This window comes from Protofrankia sp. CiT1 (genome assembly GCF_917627335.1).
Lineage (GTDB): Bacteria > Actinomycetota > Actinomycetes > Frankiales > Frankiaceae > Protofrankia.
Window position 1 is genome coordinate 2,085 of the sequence record NZ_CAKJTP010000033.1, and the last position, 16,655, is coordinate 18,739.

Annotated in this window: 16 protein-coding genes; 13 read left to right on the top strand and 3 right to left on the bottom strand. The window is 68.0% G+C overall.

The features are described from left to right. From MJ785_RS08145 to MJ785_RS08195, 11 genes are all read left to right on the top strand, one after another. Positions 1 to 1,642 (top strand): ABC transporter substrate-binding protein (locus MJ785_RS08145; protein ID WP_239380317.1); only part of this gene is annotated, 1,642 nt, incomplete at its 5' end. Between the two features lie 390 nt (positions 1,643 to 2,032). After that, on the top strand, positions 2,033 to 2,992 hold the full coding sequence (locus MJ785_RS08150; protein WP_239345244.1) for an ABC transporter permease: 960 nt from the start codon (positions 2,033 to 2,035) through the stop codon (positions 2,990 to 2,992). Continuing rightward, positions 2,985 to 3,845 (top strand): ABC transporter permease, encoded by an 861-nt coding sequence (locus MJ785_RS08155; protein ID WP_239380318.1) that lies wholly within the window; start codon positions 2,985 to 2,987, stop codon positions 3,843 to 3,845. The genes MJ785_RS08150 and MJ785_RS08155 overlap by 8 nt, the downstream gene beginning before the upstream one ends. Then, positions 3,842 to 4,873: an ABC transporter ATP-binding protein gene (locus tag MJ785_RS08160; protein ID WP_239376301.1), complete on the top strand. Its 1,032-nt coding sequence runs from the start codon at positions 3,842 to 3,844 to the stop codon at positions 4,871 to 4,873. The genes MJ785_RS08155 and MJ785_RS08160 overlap by 4 nt, the downstream gene beginning before the upstream one ends. Next, positions 4,873 to 5,883, top strand: coding sequence for an oligopeptide/dipeptide ABC transporter ATP-binding protein (locus MJ785_RS08165; protein WP_239309388.1), 1,011 nt, complete (start codon positions 4,873 to 4,875; stop codon positions 5,881 to 5,883). Before MJ785_RS08160 ends, MJ785_RS08165 begins: the two co-directional genes overlap by 1 nt. After that, positions 5,880 to 6,638 carry an IclR family transcriptional regulator gene (locus MJ785_RS08170; RefSeq protein ID WP_239309389.1) on the top strand — a complete coding sequence of 253 codons (759 nt, stop codon included), beginning with the start codon at positions 5,880 to 5,882 and terminating at the stop codon, positions 6,636 to 6,638. The genes MJ785_RS08165 and MJ785_RS08170 overlap by 4 nt, the downstream gene beginning before the upstream one ends. Further along, the gene (locus MJ785_RS08175; protein WP_239376311.1) at positions 6,635 to 7,519 is read left to right on the top strand and encodes an amidohydrolase family protein; all 885 of its coding nucleotides are present in this window, start codon (positions 6,635 to 6,637) and stop codon (positions 7,517 to 7,519) included. The genes MJ785_RS08170 and MJ785_RS08175 overlap by 4 nt, the downstream gene beginning before the upstream one ends. 258 nt (positions 7,520 to 7,777) lie before the next feature. Continuing rightward, complete coding sequence (locus tag MJ785_RS08180; protein ID WP_239309391.1) at positions 7,778 to 8,728, top strand: dihydrodipicolinate synthase family protein; 951 nt, start codon at positions 7,778 to 7,780, stop codon at positions 8,726 to 8,728. Next, on the top strand, positions 8,721 to 9,602 hold the full coding sequence (locus MJ785_RS08185) for an SDR family NAD(P)-dependent oxidoreductase (protein ID WP_239309392.1): 882 nt from the start codon (positions 8,721 to 8,723) through the stop codon (positions 9,600 to 9,602). Before MJ785_RS08180 ends, MJ785_RS08185 begins: the two co-directional genes overlap by 8 nt. Before the next feature lies 1 nt (position 9,603). After that, positions 9,604 to 10,347 (top strand): PIG-L deacetylase family protein, encoded by a 744-nt coding sequence (locus MJ785_RS08190; protein WP_239309393.1) that lies wholly within the window; start codon positions 9,604 to 9,606, stop codon positions 10,345 to 10,347. Between the two features lie 225 nt (positions 10,348 to 10,572). Continuing rightward, entirely contained in the window at positions 10,573 to 11,748 is a 1,176-nt protein-coding gene (locus MJ785_RS08195; protein WP_239345262.1) for a mandelate racemase/muconate lactonizing enzyme family protein, read from the top strand. A 4-nt stretch (positions 11,749 to 11,752) separates the two neighbouring features. Here the strand turns inward: MJ785_RS08195 and MJ785_RS08200 are convergent, their stop codons facing one another. Then, a complete protein-coding gene (locus MJ785_RS08200) occupies positions 11,753 to 12,685 on the bottom strand; it encodes a dihydroorotate dehydrogenase (RefSeq protein WP_239309395.1) in 933 nt (310 codons plus the stop codon). Between the two features lie 191 nt (positions 12,686 to 12,876). Further along, positions 12,877 to 13,302, bottom strand: a complete 426-nt coding sequence (locus MJ785_RS08205) for a DUF2795 domain-containing protein (protein ID WP_239380319.1) — start codon at positions 13,300 to 13,302, stop codon at positions 12,877 to 12,879. Positions 13,303 to 14,059: 757 nt separating this feature from the next. On the opposite strand from MJ785_RS08205, the gene MJ785_RS08210 reads away from it, so the two are divergent. Further along, the gene (locus tag MJ785_RS08210) at positions 14,060 to 14,806 is read left to right on the top strand and encodes a DUF1918 domain-containing protein (RefSeq protein ID WP_239309397.1); all 747 of its coding nucleotides are present in this window, start codon (positions 14,060 to 14,062) and stop codon (positions 14,804 to 14,806) included. Beyond that, the gene (locus tag MJ785_RS08215; RefSeq protein ID WP_239380325.1) at positions 14,806 to 15,453 is read left to right on the top strand and encodes a phosphoribosyltransferase; all 648 of its coding nucleotides are present in this window, start codon (positions 14,806 to 14,808) and stop codon (positions 15,451 to 15,453) included. Before MJ785_RS08210 ends, MJ785_RS08215 begins: the two co-directional genes overlap by 1 nt. A gap of 81 nt (positions 15,454 to 15,534) precedes the next feature. Here MJ785_RS08215 and MJ785_RS08220 read toward each other — a convergent pair whose 3' ends face one another. Further along, positions 15,535 to 16,551, bottom strand: a complete 1,017-nt coding sequence (locus MJ785_RS08220) for an expansin EXLX1 family cellulose-binding protein (RefSeq protein WP_239376319.1) — start codon at positions 16,549 to 16,551, stop codon at positions 15,535 to 15,537. Between the last annotated feature and the right edge of the window lie 104 nt (positions 16,552 to 16,655).

A 16,655-nucleotide genomic window follows, 5' to 3' on the forward strand; every position in this document is an offset into this window, starting at 1 on the left:
ATTGCCGGGCGCTCTAAGTCGCGCCTGCCGGCCTGGAGCGGCGGCGTCCCATCATGATCAGAGTGAGACGGGGAGAGAGATTGTGATCGTGGGAAAAATCGGGCTGGCGGCCGTGACGGCCGCAGCGACTTTCTGTGCTGGAGTTCTGGCGGCATGTGGTGGAAGTGCGGGAGGCCCCGAGCGGCCCGGCCCGACCGATGCGGTGAAGGCTGGTGGCGCATTGACCATCGGCGCGGCCCAGGGCATCAAGACGCTCAATCCAGTGACCAAGGGCAACGCCTGGGAGCAGGTGCTGTTCAGCCTGTTATGGGATGGTTTGGTCAAGACCGGGAGTGATGGGAAGCTGCAGCCCGACCTGGCCACCTCGTGGTCGTCCTCCGCGGATCTGAAGACCTGGACCTTCCAGTTACGGCCGGACGTCAGGTTCTCCAACGGGAAGGTGCTCACCCCGGACGACGTCGTCTCGACGATCAAGTACTACCAGAACCCCGATACGGTTACCCAGCTCAAGAACAACGTGGCACCGATTGTCAGCGTGCGGGCGGACGAGGCGAACACGGTCGTCTTCACGCTCAGGACTCCGAACGCCCTGTTCCCGGCGTCGATCCAGATGGTGAAGATTGTTGACACGAACTCGCTGGCCAGTATAGCGGAGAGCCCGGCCGTCACCGGGCCGTTCCGGGTCAGAAAATTCTCCGCCGATGATCATTTGACCCTGGAGCGGAATCCGAGCTATTTCGGCCCCGCTCCCAAACTGGACCGCATCGAGTTCGTCAAGGCCGCCGACTCGGCCGCCGCGGTCACCGCGCTGAAGGCCGGCGACCTCGACGCGCTCTGGTCGGTGCCGCTTTCGCAGGTGACGACCGTCGAGAACAGTTCGGGGCTCACCGTGGTGAAGCCCGCCGTCATAGGCCAGTATGTGAGCTGGGAGGTGGACACCACCAAAGCGCCCTTCGACAACGTGCGGGCCCGGCAGGCGCTGGCCTACGCGACCGACCAACGCGCGATCCTCAAGGCCGCGTATTTCAATCAGGGCATCATCTCCACCACAAACGATCCGTTGCCGAGTAATCAGGCCAGCTACGGCGGCCGCCTCACCGACTACACCTACGACCTGGACAAGGCCAAAGCACTGTTCACCGCGGCCGGTGTCGGTCCGGGCAGCACCCTCGTCTGGTGGGGGGTGGCCAACCAGTATCCTGAGTGGAGCACCAGCGCACAGATCCTGCAGGCCAGTCTTGCCAAGATTGATATTAAGCTGCAGATCACGGATACCGACATAGCCTCCTGGCCCGGAATCTTCTACCCGGCTGGAAAATCTTTTCCCGGGAAGATTATTCCGAATTTCCAGTCCTATCCCGCGGATCCCGCCGAAGAGCTCTCGTTTCTGTTGACCGGGCGCTGTGAGTGCAACTGGAACAACGCCGCGTTCGACACGCTTTACGGCAACGCACTGGCCACCGTCGACCCGGCCCAGCGACAGCAGGCCTGGCAGCGGGTGCAGGAACTGGTCAACGAACAGGTGCCGATCTTCGTTCCGCTACAGTTCGGAACCCTGACCGCGATCAAGCGCTCCGTGGTCGGGCTGTGGGTCGACAGTGGCGGCAACCCGCATCTCGAGGATGCCGGGCTCAGAAGCTAGTGGTCGCCGCCGGAAGTTCGTCCAGGGTCTGCCGGCGCCAGACGGCGCCTCGCCTCGTTGTCGTCGGCCCAGGTAGAACACCGCTACCTGGGCCTTCTCCGCCTCACGATGCATCCGTCTGTCATCCGGCACCCCCCGAACAACTTCCGGCGGCGACCACTAGGAACCTGATGTTAGCCTTCTGCCCGGGTGATCCGCGCCCAGTCGGCCCCTGACCGCGTTGTCGGCCGCACCGATACAACTCATCCGGTATCGCTTCGGCCTTCCGCCCTGCCCGGGGGTGCCTGGACGCGGCTCACTGATCGAAAGCCCGATCTCACACACGCTCTGAGTCCAGGATTCAAAGAACCTGTTGTGAATCCCGGGAGCCGGCGGGGACGACGAGAAAGGATGACCGTGCCGTATATCGTCAAGCGGGTGTCGATCAGCCTGGTTATGATAGCCGGCTCGTCGATCCTTATCTTCGCCGTTCTGCGGGCGTTGCCGGGCGATCCTGTGATCGCTCGGCTGGGTGCCGCGCGGGGGACAGATCAGGCAACGATCGACAGGCTGCGTGCGGAGGCCGGTCTCGACCGTCCCGTTGTCGGTCAGTACCTCAGCTGGGTCGCCGGGATAGCCCACGGGGATTTTGGTAGATCATATGTCAGCCAGCGCACAGTCAGCTCCCTCATCGCCGCCCGGCTCGGGCCCACACTGGAACTGACTTTTCTCGCCATGACTCTCGCGGTCGCGGTCGCGGTTCCGGCCGCGATCGCGGCGGCTACCCGGCCCGGCGGCTGGGTGGACCGATGCGTCACGGCGGCGGCGTCGGCCGGTATGGCGTTTCCCCCGTTCGTGGCCGGAATCCTGCTTATCCTGCTGTTCAGTGTGACGCTGAAATGGCTGCCCGCGCGCGGCTATGTGCCGCTGCTCCAGAACCCGGGGCAGAACGTGCGCGATATGGTCATGCCGGCGCTCGCGCTGTGTCTGGTGGCCGCCCCGCTCCTGGTGCGCTACCTGCGTACGGAACTCATCTCGGCGCTGGCGTCACAGTTCGCCCGGACGGCGGCGGGCAAGGGCGCCCCGGCCCGGACCGTGGTCCTCCGTCATGCGCTGCGCAACGCCGCGCTGCCGAGCCTCACCATGCTGGGGCTCATCGTCGGGTACACCCTCGGTGGAAGTGTCATTGTTGAGTACGTGTTCGGTTTCGCTGGCCTCGGGTCGTTGTCGGTGGAATCGGCGTTCCAGCGTGACTACTCGGTACTCCAGTCGGTCGTTTTGCTGATCAGCGTTTTGTTCATCCTGGTATCGATGGTGATTGACCTGCTGGTGTGGTCGCTGGATCCGAGAACCCGGGGGCACCGTGTCTGAGTCTGCCGCCGCGGGGCACAGCCGGGTGCGCCGCGGTCGGCGCGTCCGGATCAGCCCGCCGCCAGCGAGTGTGCTCGTCCTGCTGGCGATCGTCGGGATGTGCCTGCTGGCCCCCCTGGTCAGCAGGCAGGGTGCGACCGGCCTGGACCCGGCGAACGCCTTCGGGACGATGAGCGCGCGCCATTGGCTCGGCACCGACGAGCTGGGGCGGGACAAACTCAGCCGGCTCCTCTACGGCGGTGAACTGTCGCTGTCCGTCGCCGGTGGCAGCGTTGCCGTGGCGTTCCTGGCCGGCACGCTGTGGGGCGTGCTCGCCAGCGGTGCCCGAGGCCTTCCCGACGAGCTGTTGATGCGCGGCGCTGACATCACTATGGCGATCCCACAGATCCTGTTCGCGCTGGTGTGTGTCGCGGCGTTCGGGGCGTCGCTGGTATCCCTGATCGTGCTGACCGGGCTGCTGCTCGCGCCCAGCACCGCGCGGATGGCGCGAGCCGCCATCGTCCGCGAGATGACCCTTGACTACTACACCGCCGCCGTCGCGTACGGAGCCAGCCGGGGTCGCCTGCTGCTGCGTGAGGTGCTCCCCAACATCCTGCCCGACCTGGCCAGCCAGGCCGCGATCAACGCCGCCAGCGCGATGATCCTGGAAGCCAGCCTGAGCTTCGTCGGGCTTGGCGTCCAGCCGCCACAGATGTCCTGGGGGGTGCTGCTGCAACAGGGATACGGGTTTCTGTACAATGATCCAAGTTATGCGGCGGCGCCCGCCATCCTCATCCTCGCCACCGTGCTGTGTCTCAACCTGGCCGCAGACCGGCTCACCGCTGTCGACCGACTCACTGGTGGGCGTCGATGACGGCACCCGCCATCCTCGACGTCGACGATCTGTGGGTCGCTGTCGGCGCCACCGCGGTCGTGCGGGGCATCAGCTTCGCGCTGTCCGCCGGTCAGCGGCTCGGTATCGTCGGCGAGTCCGGCTCGGGCAAGACGTTGACGGCGCTGGCCGTGATGGGCTTGCACCGCGGCCCGGTCCGGGTCACCGGCGGGCGGGTGTGGCTGGATGGCATCGATCTGCTCGTGCTGCGTCGGCGCGAGCTTGACCGCATCCGTGGCCGCCGGATCTCGATGATCTATCAGGATCCAGCGGCGGCGCTGAACCCGCTGATGACGATCGGGGCACAGATCGTCGAGTCGATCCGGCTGCACGAGGACGTCCGCCGCGCGAGTGCGCTGGAACGCGCGGCCGATCTGCTCGGTGAGGTCGGGATACCAGCCCCGCGACAACGCCTGGCCGCTTACCCGCATGAGTTCTCGGGCGGGATGCGGCAACGCGCAATGATCGCGATGGCGCTGGCCAGCCGGCCCGACGTGCTGCTGTGCGACGAGCCGACCAGCGCGCTGGACGTGACGACTCAGGTGAGAGTGATCGCACTGATCGACCGGATCTGCCGTGAGCGTGGCCTGGCAGCGGTTCTGATCACTCATGATTTAGGTGTCGCCGCCGGGTTCTGCGACGATACCGCGGTTATGTACGCCGGTCAGATCGTGGAGTCCGCACCCACCGTGGACCTCTACGCACGCCCGGCCCACCCCTACAGCGCGGCGCTGATGTCGGCGACCGTCGATCTCACGGTCGATCTCACCGTGCCCATCCGGACCATATCCGGCCAGCCGCCGCTGCCGGCGGAGACCGGTGCCGGCTGCGCATTTCAGCCGCGTTGCCCGATATCGATCGGCCTGTGCGCGGAGCCGGTCGCGTTGCGGGCGGCCGCCGGTCGGCAGGTGCGCTGCGTCCGGGCGGGCGAGTCCATCTCCGCGGAGTACCCCGTCGCGGAGCACCCCGCCGCCGGCCGGGCAGCGTCAGCGGACAGGGCGGACCGGTGATGCTGTTACGCATGCCGGCGGGGCCGCCGGCGCGGCTGCCCCCGCGGCTGCTCGAGGTGCGGAATCTGGTCAAGACCTATCCATCACGTCATGGCGGCCGACTGCCCGCCGTGGACGGTGTGTCGCTGTCGGTGCGGCGTGGCGAGACTTTCGGGCTTGTCGGCGAGTCCGGGTCGGGAAAGTCGACGGTCGGCCGCTGCGTGCTGCGGTTGACAACGGCCGACAGCGGCACGGTCCGTTTCGACGGGCAGGACATCGCAGGCCTGTCCGCGGCGGGGATGCGCCGGCTGCGGTCCCGGGTGCAGGCCGTCTTCCAGGACCCACACGCTTCCCTCAACCGGCGCGCGTCGGTCGCCGGTATCATCGCCGCACCGCTGGTGGCCCACCGCATAGGCACCCGGGGCGAGCGTGAGGCCCGGGTACGGGAACTGCTCGACCTTGTCCAGCTTCCCGGCGGCATCGCGGACCGCCGGCCCGGCGAGCTTTCAGGCGGTCAGGCTCAGCGCGTCGCGATCGCTCGGGCGCTGGCGCCGCGTCCTGACTTCATCGTGCTGGACGAAGCCGTGTCGGCGCTGGACGTTTCGGTACGTGCACAGATCCTCAACCTGCTCACCGGGTTACAACGGGACCTCGGGCTGACCTGTCTGTTCATCTCGCACGACCTCGCGGTGGTGCGGTACATGGCTCAGGAGGTGGGGGTGATGTACCGGGGACGGATCGTGGAGATGGCTCGTCGCGAGGATCTGTTCGCCGCGCCGCGGCACCCTTATACTCGCCTCCTGCTCGATGCCGTCCTGGCCGCTGATCCGGTGACAGCGCGCTCCCGGGTAAGCAGGACGCGTCCCGACGAATACGTCCGATCCGAGCCTCCGGCCCTGGGCTGCCGTTTCCTGCCACGATGCGATGTCGGCGCGGGACGTCCTCGGTGCGCCTCGGAGGATCCGCCCCTATGCCTGCTCGACACAACACCGGTGCACGTCTCGTGCCACTATCCGGGAGTGATGGGATGACCGCGACCGCGCCCACGAGGCTGAGCGACCGGTTGATCGGGATTGTCGAGTCCTTCCTGGCCGCGCCCAGCCAGAGCCTCTCGGAGGTCGCCGCCGCGTGCGGCCTCGAGCCGTCCACGACAACCCGCTATCTGCGGCAGCTCGTCGACCACGGATGGCTCGAGCGGGACGAGGTGTCCCGCTGCTACTCCCTTGGCGTCCGCATGATCACTATTGGGCATGCCGCGCGACGTGCCCGGCCGTTGCGCGGCCGTGTGCTCCCGTACATGCGCGAGCTGCTCGCCCGGTTCGACGAGACGATCAACCTGGCGGTGAACCAGGCGGGCGAAGTTGTGATCATTGAGGCCCTCGAGGGCCGCCGGTCGATCCGCCGCGGGGCGACCGTGGGTGACCGTGACGACTGGTTCGTCTCCAGCCTGGGAAAGTCCATCCTCGCCCATCTCCCCGATGACGAGGTGCGGGAACTCCTGCGTACCCGGCCACCGGAACGGCACACGGCCCTGACCCGCACCGACCCCGCGGACGTGCTTGCTGATCTTGCCGACATCCGTCGCCGCGGGTACGCGCTCGACAACGAGGAGGCCGAGATCGGGATGAAGTGTGTCGGCGTCCCGATCCGCGACGACCGGGGGCGATACCGCTTCGCGCTCAGCGTCAGTGGTCCCACCGCGCGGATGAACGACCGGTTGGACGACATCGTCGACGCCCTGAAGGCGGTGGCGCGCAACGTGAGCGCGGAGGGGGAAGCGTCGTGACGTTGGTGACCGTGGACGTTCACACGCATCTGGGCGAACATGGCACCCATGTCGGCGGGCCGCTTGCCGACGACGAGATACGGGTCTGGGGACGAACCCACTGGGACGTGACACCGGCCGGGCACGCCGCCGCGGCGGCTGCCGCGACGGCGTCGGTGGTGCTCGCTTTCGATGCCGAGCCGGTCGGGACGGTCGTGCCCAACGAGTACGTGGCGAAGGCCGTCGCTGACAAGCCGAACCTCATCGGGTTCGCCAGCGTCAACCCCACCCGGCCCGACGCGGCTGCCCGGCTGCGGCATGCGGTTGAGGATCTTGGCCTGTATGGCCTTAAGCTCGGCCCGACCTACCAGCACTTCCATCCTCACGACCCGGCCTGCCTTGATCTGCTGGAGATCGCCGACCACTACGGCATTCCCGTCGTCTGGCACCAGGGCACCACGTTCACCCGAGCCGCGATCGCGGAGTTCGCCCGTCCCCTCCAGCTCGACCTCCCCGCGCGTCGGTTCCCGGCGTTGCGGATGTGGATCGCGCATTTCGGTCACCCGTGGACGGCCGAGGCGCTGAGCGTGGTCCGTCGTCATGAGCACTTCTACGTCGACGTGTCCGCGATGGACACCCGGCCGTGGCAGTTGGCCCAGGCGCTCGCGACCGCGTCGGAGTACCAGGTCTTCGACCGTGTCCTGTTTGGCAGTGACTATCCCTTCTCCACTGTGGAACGGACCATCACCGGCCTGCACCGGGCCGCCGCCCTCTGCCGTAGTCTTGGCATCGCGAACGTCACCGCGAGCGATATCGATCACATCTGTGCCCGGGACGCGGTCGCGCTGCTTGGCCTGCGGCCACGGCCTCCGCGGAGTTCTCAGCAGCCTCCGGGCCCATGAAGACGGCCATGCCCGCGAAGCGCGGTCGTGAGCACAGCAGGCCGGCTGAGTCGATCGGGTGCGGGTGGCGACGATGGTGACCAGGCTCTGTTGCCCAGGCCCTCGGCAGGTGTTGAGCCAGCCCATTCCCCGAGCGGCCGAAATTTCGGCAGCTATGCATCCAAACCGACGTCGATACCGTATCGATCATATTGGTTATTGATACTGGGGAGACATGTGCCATCCGAATCAGCGGCTCTACCGAAAGGCAATGGCCAGGTGACTCTTGCGGACCAGGCCACGGCGGTGCGGAAGCCGGCGGCAGACAGCCGCGACATCGCCGGTGTGCTGGCGGTGTTCCAGACTCCCTTCGATGACGACGGCCGTATCGACAGGCGGACGATGGAGTCCCAGTTCGACTGGCTGTTCGCCAACGGAGCCGACGGCGTTGTCTTCGCCATGGTCTCCGAGGTGCTCCGGCTGTCGTCCGAGGAACGCGATGAGATGGCCGCGTTGACCTGCACGTTTGCCCGTCGGCATGGGGTCGCGGTGGTGAGCGTGGGCGCTGAGTCCACGGCGATGGCCGTCCGGCATGCCAAGCATGCGCAGGACGTCGGCGCGGACGCGGTGATGGCGACCCCGCCGGGGCTCTCCCGGGCGAGTGACGAGCAACTGGTGCGCTACTTCATCGCGATCGCCGAGGCCGTGACTGTGCCGCTGATCGTCCAGGACGCCAGCGGTTACGTCGGGGCACCGTTGTCGATCAACGTGCAGGCGCGGCTGCACACGGAGCTCGGAGACCGGGCGATGTTCAAACCCGAGGCGCAGCCGATTGGTCCCCGGCTCAGCCGGTTGCTTGACGCGACCGGTGGGCGGGCTCGGGTCTTCGAGGGAACGGGTGGTCTCTACCTGATCGACAGCTTCCGCCGTGGCGTGGTTGGGACAATGCCGGCCGGGGATCTTGTCTGGGCGTTGGCCGCGCTGTGGCGAGCCCTGTGCGACGGCGACTTCCCGCGCGCGTATCGGATCGCCGGACCGCTCGCTCTGATCGTGTCATTGCAGAGCAGCCTCGACAGTTTCGTCGCGGTCGAGAAGCACCTGCTGGTCCGGCAAGGGGTGTTCGGGTCAGCCGCCATGCGGGGGCCGGTCAGCGACATGATCGACGAGCCGATGTGCCAGGAGATCGACAGGCTGGTCGACCTGCTCCGGGAGACCGTCGACGATGCCTAGACAGGTGGCTGTCGTGACCGGCGCCGGCGGGGACATCGGCGCTGCCTGCGCCCAGCACCTGGCTCGCGGCCGTGACGTCGTGCTCTGCGTCGATCGGGACGAGACACGAGCCAGCGCCGTTGCCGATCTGATCATTTCTGGGGGAGGCGACGCCAGAGTGCTGCGCGCGGATGCCGGCGGCCCGGCCTTCGGCAGGGAGACCGCCGCAGCCGCCACGTCGTTGGGGACGGTCACCGCAGCCGTGCACGCGCTCGCGTACGAAGAGCACCGCCCGGCGGACGCCCTCCCGGCGCAGAGCCTGGAGCGCAGCCTCGCCGTGGGCCCGGTAGCCGCCTTCGCTCTGTTCGCAGAGCTTCTCGCCGCTGGTTGCCTGAAAGCCGGAGCGGCGTTGACCGCTATCGGATCCTTGCACGCGTCCCTGCCGTTCCCGCGATGCCTGGGCTACAACGCCGCGCATGCCGCCCTTGCCCAGGTGATCAGGACGCTTGCGCACGAGTGGGCGCCGCACGGCATCCGCGTCAACGCCGTCGTGCCCGGCTGGATCCGGACCCGAGGCGAGGCCGGCCTGTACGGCGACGCATTTCTCGACCAGGTCGCCGGCCGTTTGCCGTTCGGCCGGATGGGCACCCCCGATGACGTTGCCGCCGCGGTCGAGTTCCTGTCGTCGCCGCGCGCGGCGTACGTGTCCGGAGCCTTCCTGGCGGTGGATGGCGCCTTGGCGGTCTCGCTCGCCGATCTCACCCGATTCGGCCCCGGGGACCAGGTTGGCGCCAGCGGTGAGGAATTCCCGTCCATGGCTCCGGGACTTCGGCCGTCGGCGGCGCGGCACAGCCACGATCGCATCGACTATGGCCCTGCGGGCGAGCTGAACTGAGGTGAGAATCGTCTGTGTTTTCGCCCATCAGGACGACGAGATGCGCTGTCTGGGAACTCTGCAGCGGTTCCGGGAGACGGGGCATGAAATCTCCTTCGTCTGTGTGACCCAGGGCGACAAAGGGCTTGCCTTTGACCCGTCCGCGGACCGGGGCCTGGCCGCCTCGGTGCGGGATGCGGAGATGCGCTCGGTCGCGGCGAGTTTCGCGGCCGACTACCGCTGCCTCGGTCGGGAGGACGGTTTCCTCTATGACGATGCCGCGCTGCGCCGGGATCTCATCAGGACGCTCCGTGAGCAGCGAGCCGAACTCGTCTTCACCCACTGGACGTCGGACTACAACAGCGACCATGTGGTCACCGCCCGCGCGGTGCTCGATGCCGCTCTGTTCACCAGCCTGTCGTCCTTCGAACCGGCCTCGCCCCCACTCGAACGGGTGCCCCGGATCTTCCATGTGCACCCCGGGGACGGCTACGGATTCGAGGCGACGCATTTTGTCCAGCTCACGCCGGCGCACGTCACGGTGAAGGCCGAGCTGATCCGGCGGCATCGCAGCCAGATGGATGTCATGCGCCGGCTGCGCGGCCGTGACTACGCCGACGAGATCGCTGACGAGGACCGCCGCCAGGGCGCGCGGCTGATGGTGGCCCATGCGGAGGCGTTCCGTGCCTGCCTCGCGGAGCGGCGGATTCCCTGGCCGTCCGACCTGCCCAGCGCCATCCCCGACCAGGTCCGTGACCAGGTCTGAGAGCGTGTGTGAGATCGGGCTTTCGATCAGTGAGTCGCGTCCAGGCGCGCCCCTGGCAAGGCGGGAGGCCGCAGCGATACCGGATGAGTCGTATCGGTGTGGCCGACAGCGCGGCCAGGGGGTCGCCTGGACGCGGCGAGCCGGAATGACGATCTCAAACGCGCGCTGAGGTTGTGGCCCCTCAGGGCCCGGCCGGCTGCGAACCGGAACAGGAGGCGGGAACGGATGAGGATCACCGAGGTGTCGCCGGTGTTGTTGCGCGGCGATGAGTCATACGGTCCGCGCTCCGGTGCCGCGGAAGCAGTCGACCAGGGTGACTGGTTGCTGCTGGTTCGCGTCCGCACCGATGCCGGGCTGGAGGGATGGTCCGACGTCGAAACACTCGGGCCGGTCGCGGCACGGGTGCTGTCCGGCCCTGGCATGGGCGCGCTCGGATTCCGTGGCATCGCCGAAGAAACAGTCGGGAAGGACCCGCTGGATATCGAGGGGATCTGGACAGATCTGTATCTCGCCACCGCCTACTACGGTCGCCGTGGTGTCGTCATGCATTGCATGTCGGCAGTGGACAACTGTTTGTGGTCCATTCGCGCACAGGCCGCTGGCGTTCCGTTGTCGGAGGTGCTCGGCGGGCGCCGCCGGGACCGTCTGCCGGCGTATGCCTCGACGCTGTTCCGGGCCACTCCCGACGAGAACCAGGCGGCGGCCGCCGGGTACGCGCGGATGGGATTCCGGGCGGTCAAGTTCGGTTGGGGCGGTTTCGGTATCGACCCGGGCCTGGACCGGGAGAACCTGGCCGCGATCCGCGAGGCCCTGGGGCCGGAGCGCGAACTGATGGTGGATCCGGGCTGGTATGTCCATGACGGGGGCCGGCCCCGGGTCCGGACGTACGCACAGACCCGGGCGATGCTGGAGATTGTGGCCGACGTGGTGCCTTACTGGGTGGAGGACTTCGTCCATCCTGAATGCCCGGCCGACTACCACCAGGCCAAGCTGGAGTTCCCCACCCTGCGGTTCGCCGCGGGCGAGCAGCAGGCCACCATCTGGGACTTCCGCCGGCTCATCCACGAAGGCGGCGTCGACGTGCTGCAACCGGACCTGTCCCGATGCGGCGGGCTCACCGTCGCGAAGGCGGTCGCGGCAGAGGCGGAGCGGGCGGGCCGCGAGATCGTCACGCATTCCTGGCTCACCGACCTGCTACATGCCTACAGCCTCGCGTATCTCGCCACGCTGCACGATGCGCATTGGGTCGAGTTCAATGTCGCCCAGAGCGCGCTGAGCCGGGGGGTGGTCACCACCCGGCTCAGTCTCGCCGCTGATGGCACAGTCGCGATCCCCGACGGTATCGGCCTTGGGATGGCGGTTGACCAGGAGTTCATCCGGTCGCGTCAGGTAGTGGTTTAGACCGTTACAGCTGGTCGGCATAGTCGGCGAGAATGTCGCCGAAGACACCGGCGTCGCCCTGGCGGTTCCAGTACGCGGTGGCGGCCTGCGCCGCGACCGCGCCGGCATGCAGGAAGTCGACGATGTCGCGTCCATCGGTCACCCCGCCCGCTCCGATGAGCTCGACTGTCTCGGGTAACAGGCGCCGCAGCTGCCGTATCTGGCCCAGCGCCACGGGCCTGAGAGCGGCGCCGCTGAGCCCGGCCAGCTCGACATCGATCACCGGCTCATTCGCGTCAGTCAGGGCGAGGGCGTTGGGGAAGGTGTTGACAGCGCAGACGAACCGTGGCCCGGATGGCTCGCGGGACAGCACCGTGATGAGCCCGGCCAGTTCGGCCAGCGCGGCCGGGTCCGAGAATGGGGAGATCTTGATACCGAAGGCCGGTGGTCGACGGTCGACGGGGATGGTGCCGCCGACGGTGGCGAGCGCATGGGCGACCTGGCCGCAGATGGCCCTGGTCTGATCGTTGTCGAAGCAGGCGATACGTTTCTGCCGGCCGCCATCCCACACGTTCGGACAGGCCAGATTGACCTCGATGAGGTCGGCGCCGGCCAAGGCCACCGCATGCGCCGTGCGGGCGTATTCCGCGGCGTTGAATCCCGCGATGCTCACGATGAGCGGTTTGCCGGCGCTGTGCGTGGCCGCAACCATGTCCGGCAGCCGCTCACGGTAGTATTCAAGCCCCGGATTCGGCAGACCCAGCGCGTTGAGCGAGAAGAAATCCCCGGTGTGGTAAACGTTGCCGCCGTTACCGGCCCGGGCCTGTTCGGTGATGGAGCCGACGACGACCGCGGCCACAGCGGATCGGGCCAGGGTACCGACCTCGTCGAGGCTCTTGCAGGTGCCCGCGGCGTTCATGAGCGGATGTTCAAGCTCGATCCCGCAGAGCGTGGCCATGCCACCAGTCTCCCGCGCCCGCCGCGACCCTGCCCGACCGCCCATCGTCGGGTGTTTGCGGTAGTGAGAACACTGCTTTGCGTTTCGGTGCACGGGTGCACGGGTGCACGGGTGCACGGCAGGTGGCTGTGCTTGCGCAGCGGGCGGGCGCAGTGGGCAGGCGCAGTGGGCCGGCCGTCGAGCGGCCGGGGTCAGAACCGTACGGTTTCGATGTCCTCGCCGCCGTGCAGCGCCCGCCAGAGATCACCGACCGAGTTGTACTGCTGTCGCTTGGGCAAGGTGCGGAGCAGCTCGACGAGCTGCTCCGGGGCGTTGCGGCCGCGCAGGCCGTGCGCGAGCTGAGCCGCACGAGCGGGAAAGTCGTGCCGATCGAACCAGCGGGCAAGGTCGGTTCGGGCCTGTGCGGCCGCGGCCGTGTTCGCTGCCGCGCCCTGGTCGGCACCGGAGGTCTCCGGTATGACCGCCACCTGGGGCTGATCCTCGCCTGGCGGTTCGGCGGAGCGCCACTCCTCGGTGCGCGTGTCCCTGCCCGCGCGGACGATCCCGTCCACCTCGTGGGCAAGGCTGTCATCCTTGACCGGGCCGTGTTTGGTGCTGCCACGCTGCATAGGCATCATCAGCTCCTCGTCGTCGCCGACCGGTCCACGCTGACCGGCCGACCGGCCGGCCGGTTCTGATCCGCCTGACTTCGCCGCACGCGCTGAACTGTCCGAATACTGATCAATGTTGCTGGCCGTGGCCGTGGCCGTGACCGGGCGCGGCCGGGTACGGGTGGTGGCAGATCAGGTCCTGGCGGGGGATCGGGGATGTCGGGCCCTGGTCCCTGTCCCGGCGTGTCGGGTGCCGGCCCGGGGCCGGGAACGTCGGGGCCGGGAACGGGCTCCGGAATGCCCGGCCCGGCCGCACCCCGGGCCGGCCCACCGCCGGGTGTCACGATCGTGGTCACGATGCGTCCTCCTTTGCCGAGGCGACCGGAGGCCGGTCGCGTGGGTCGGTTGACTCCTGCCACCTTCCACCGGCACGGCACTCCGAATCGTCCAACCCGTAGCGGTCGAAATCCCGCCGATGCCGCGTCCTCTGTGGCCGGTCGCTCATAGCAACCGAGGCACCTGAAAAGACCCTCGGTAGGGGGGTGTGCCGAGCATCGCGGACGGGGATGCCCAGAAGGACGGGACGAGGCCGGCATTTTATGATCATGGTTTTTCCCGTCCGGGGGAGTCTGGGCCGGGCCCGGATGCCAGCGGTCAACGGCGCAGGATGCACCCGTATTGCAGGCATATGTCACCCACAACATGGCGGACTGGTCGTCGGCGGTCTCGAAGTGTGACCTTCGGGGCGCGGGCCGTGAGGTCCAGGCCGGGGAGGTGAGCGTCGATGACGGACGTACTCAGCGTTGTCAGCGCACCGGCGGTAACGGTGGAGCGGACCAGAACGATTCGGGAAGCGGCGCAGGAGATGGACCGCCACGGGGTGGGTGTGCTTCTCGTCACCGATAATGATCATTTGGTTGGAATTGTCACCGATCGTGACATCGTGCTGCGTGGTCTTGCTCGGGACGTTCCCGTGGAGACTTCCGTCGGCCAACTCATGACCACCGACGTCCTCAGCCTGTCCGTCGGCGTGGAGCTCGCGCGTGCCTATGAGGTGTTCCGGGAGCATGCGCTGCGTCGGCTCCCCGTCCTCGACGGTAATCAGATCATCGGTATTCTGTCCGTTGACGACCTGCTCATCCGGGATGCTCGGCGGATCGAGGATCTGATCCGACCGCTTGCCCAGGAGGTCATAGCCCGCCATCGCAGAACCCCGGTCGCGGGGATGGGCCAAGCCGTTCCTGCTGGTGACGGCGGCATCACCAGGTCTCGGCGGCTGATCCGGGCACACCCGGGCGACACCTTGGTCATCCACGGGCGGACACTGGGCAGGCCGGACCGGTTCGGTGAGATCATCGAAGTGCGGTCCCCATCCGGTGACCCGCCGTTCCTGGTCAGCTGGTCCGACTCCGAGCATGTCACCTTCACCTACCCCGGTCCCGACGCCGAGGTGCGTCCGCGCGCCGAGGAGGCCAGCAGCAGCGGCGGCGGCGGTCAGGCCGGTAGCGGTAACGGTGATGGCCGGAGGTGATGGTGGCGGAGCTGTTTGTCGATCGGCGATCGGCGGGGCGAGCCCTGGCTGACTCCTTGGCTGGCCACGCCGATCGGGGGGATGCCGTAGTCCTCGCCCTGCCCCGGGGGGGCGTGCCGGTCGCCTTTGAGGTCGCCCAGCGGCTGCGGGCGCCCATGGACGTCTTTCTCGTCCGCAAGCTCGGCGCGCCTGGGCACACCGAGCTCGCGATGGGAGCGCTGGCCACCGGTGGGACGTTGGTCCGCAACGACCAGGTGATCAGAGGTCTCGGCATCGGCGAGGAGATGATCGAGCAGGTGGCGGACACCGAGCGCCGTGAGCTCGCCCGTCGGGAACACGCCTACCGCGACGGCCGGGCTCCCATCGACGTCACCGGTCGCGTCATCCTGCTGGTCGATGACGGCATGGCCACCGGAGCCACGATGCGCGCCGCGGTCGACGCGGTTCGCCGACGCCGGCCGGCGCGGGTGATCGTGGCTGTGCCGGTGGCCTCTGAGCGTGCCTGCCAGCAGATACGGCTCGTCGCGGACGGAGTCGTCTGCCTCAGCACGCCGTCGACCTTCTTTGCGGTCGGCCAGTATTACGCGGACTTTGCCCAGACAACGGACGACGAGGTCCGCGAGCTGCTCGGCCTGGCTGTGACGTAGCCCGTCCGCCGAGCCCGCCAGCGGCATGAGGACGTTGGCCCACGCCTTCCCCCACGCCTTCCCCCACGCCGCGGCTCGCCGTCAGTGCTGGGCGAACTGCGACGAGGTGGCCTGCACCGCCGTTGGGCTGAGCGTGATCCCGGAGTTGATGATCTGTTGGCCGTAGATATCGGTCACGCGGACGCTGAACGGGCCCGCGCCCAGACCGTTCGGCGCGAGGAAGTAGTTGTACTGTTCCCGCGGCAGCGCCTGCCAGCTCCCGTTGACGCTGATCTCGAGCGAGACCACCGGGTTGCGGTGGTTGCGCGGTTGGATGGCCAGCCAGTAAGGGGACGACCCTTCCTTGATCTTGTACTGTATATTGCCGATGTTCGCTGGGCTGATCAGCCGCCACGAGATCGGGACCCTGCCGGCCACCGGATCTGCGATCGTGGCGAATGCCTCCGGGCTGAAGTCGATGTCCCCCGGCTTGCACTCGGGGCACCGGTCGACGATTTTCACGACGACGGTGCCACGGGGGCCGGTGGCCTGGATGTAGCCGCCGCACATCCGGGCGTTCTCGTAGTCGGCGTCGTTGAGCGCCGCGTATGAGTGGGATGCGTCCGCGCCCGCGTCCTCGTAGAGGCAGTTCCCCGCGCCGCTGAGCGAGTAGAACGTGCCGTAGCCGGTGTAGGTCGCTCCCGGCCTGATCCGGCCGGGTGCCACCGTCGTCGTGGTCTGCGCCACGGGCTGCGCTGCCGGCCGGGTGGCAGCCGCCACCGATGGCCTCGGGGCCGGGCTGGTGGCGTAGGTCGAGGCTGTCGGTGCCAGCTGGGCGGGAGTGGTCGCCGGTGCGGTCGAGGATGACGGGGCCGGCGGCGTGCCTGGGCGGGCGGGCTCTCCATCACCTGGTGCCCCCGGCGCTGTCACGGACGCCGCCGCGCTCGGAAGCGGCTGGCCTGTGAGCTCGGTCGGCTGACAACTGGTGATGATGCTGAGCACGGCCGCGGTGCCGGCGAGCACGGCAACGATGGAATACCAGTGCAGCTGTACCGGTAGCGCGTGTGTCGGCCGGCGGTGGCGTGACGTGGACGTACCGGCAGGTGGTGACTGGGTCAAGACCCCTCCGTGGCCAAGGACGGGAATGACGACGCCCCGTCGCTGCGGTCCCCACCCAGCGCTACGAACCTTAGCTGGGTGGATTCAGGCCAGTCCATACCGTT

What these genes read in the sequence shown, in the direction of transcription:
- MJ785_RS08150 (WP_239345244.1), top strand. Translation starts at nt 2,033, where the DNA reads ATGACCGTGCCGTATATCGTCAAGCGGGTGTCGATCAGCCTGGTTATG.
- MJ785_RS08160 (WP_239376301.1), top strand. Translation starts at nt 3,842, where the DNA reads ATGACGGCACCCGCCATCCTCGACGTCGACGATCTGTGGGTCGCTGTC.
- MJ785_RS08165 (WP_239309388.1), top strand. Translation starts at nt 4,873, where the DNA reads ATGCTGTTACGCATGCCGGCGGGGCCGCCGGCGCGGCTGCCCCCGCGG.
- MJ785_RS08170 (WP_239309389.1), top strand. Translation starts at nt 5,880, where the DNA reads ATGACCGCGACCGCGCCCACGAGGCTGAGCGACCGGTTGATCGGGATT.
- MJ785_RS08185 (WP_239309392.1), top strand. Translation starts at nt 8,721, where the DNA reads ATGCCTAGACAGGTGGCTGTCGTGACCGGCGCCGGCGGGGACATCGGC.
- MJ785_RS08195 (WP_239345262.1), top strand. Translation starts at nt 10,573, where the DNA reads ATGAGGATCACCGAGGTGTCGCCGGTGTTGTTGCGCGGCGATGAGTCA.
- MJ785_RS08200 (WP_239309395.1), bottom strand. Translation starts at nt 12,685, where the DNA reads ATGGCCACGCTCTGCGGGATCGAGCTTGAACATCCGCTCATGAACGCC.
- MJ785_RS08205 (WP_239380319.1), bottom strand. Translation starts at nt 13,302, where the DNA reads ATGATGCCTATGCAGCGTGGCAGCACCAAACACGGCCCGGTCAAGGAT.
- MJ785_RS08210 (WP_239309397.1), top strand. Translation starts at nt 14,060, where the DNA reads ATGACGGACGTACTCAGCGTTGTCAGCGCACCGGCGGTAACGGTGGAG.
- MJ785_RS08215 (WP_239380325.1), top strand. Translation starts at nt 14,806, where the DNA reads ATGGTGGCGGAGCTGTTTGTCGATCGGCGATCGGCGGGGCGAGCCCTG.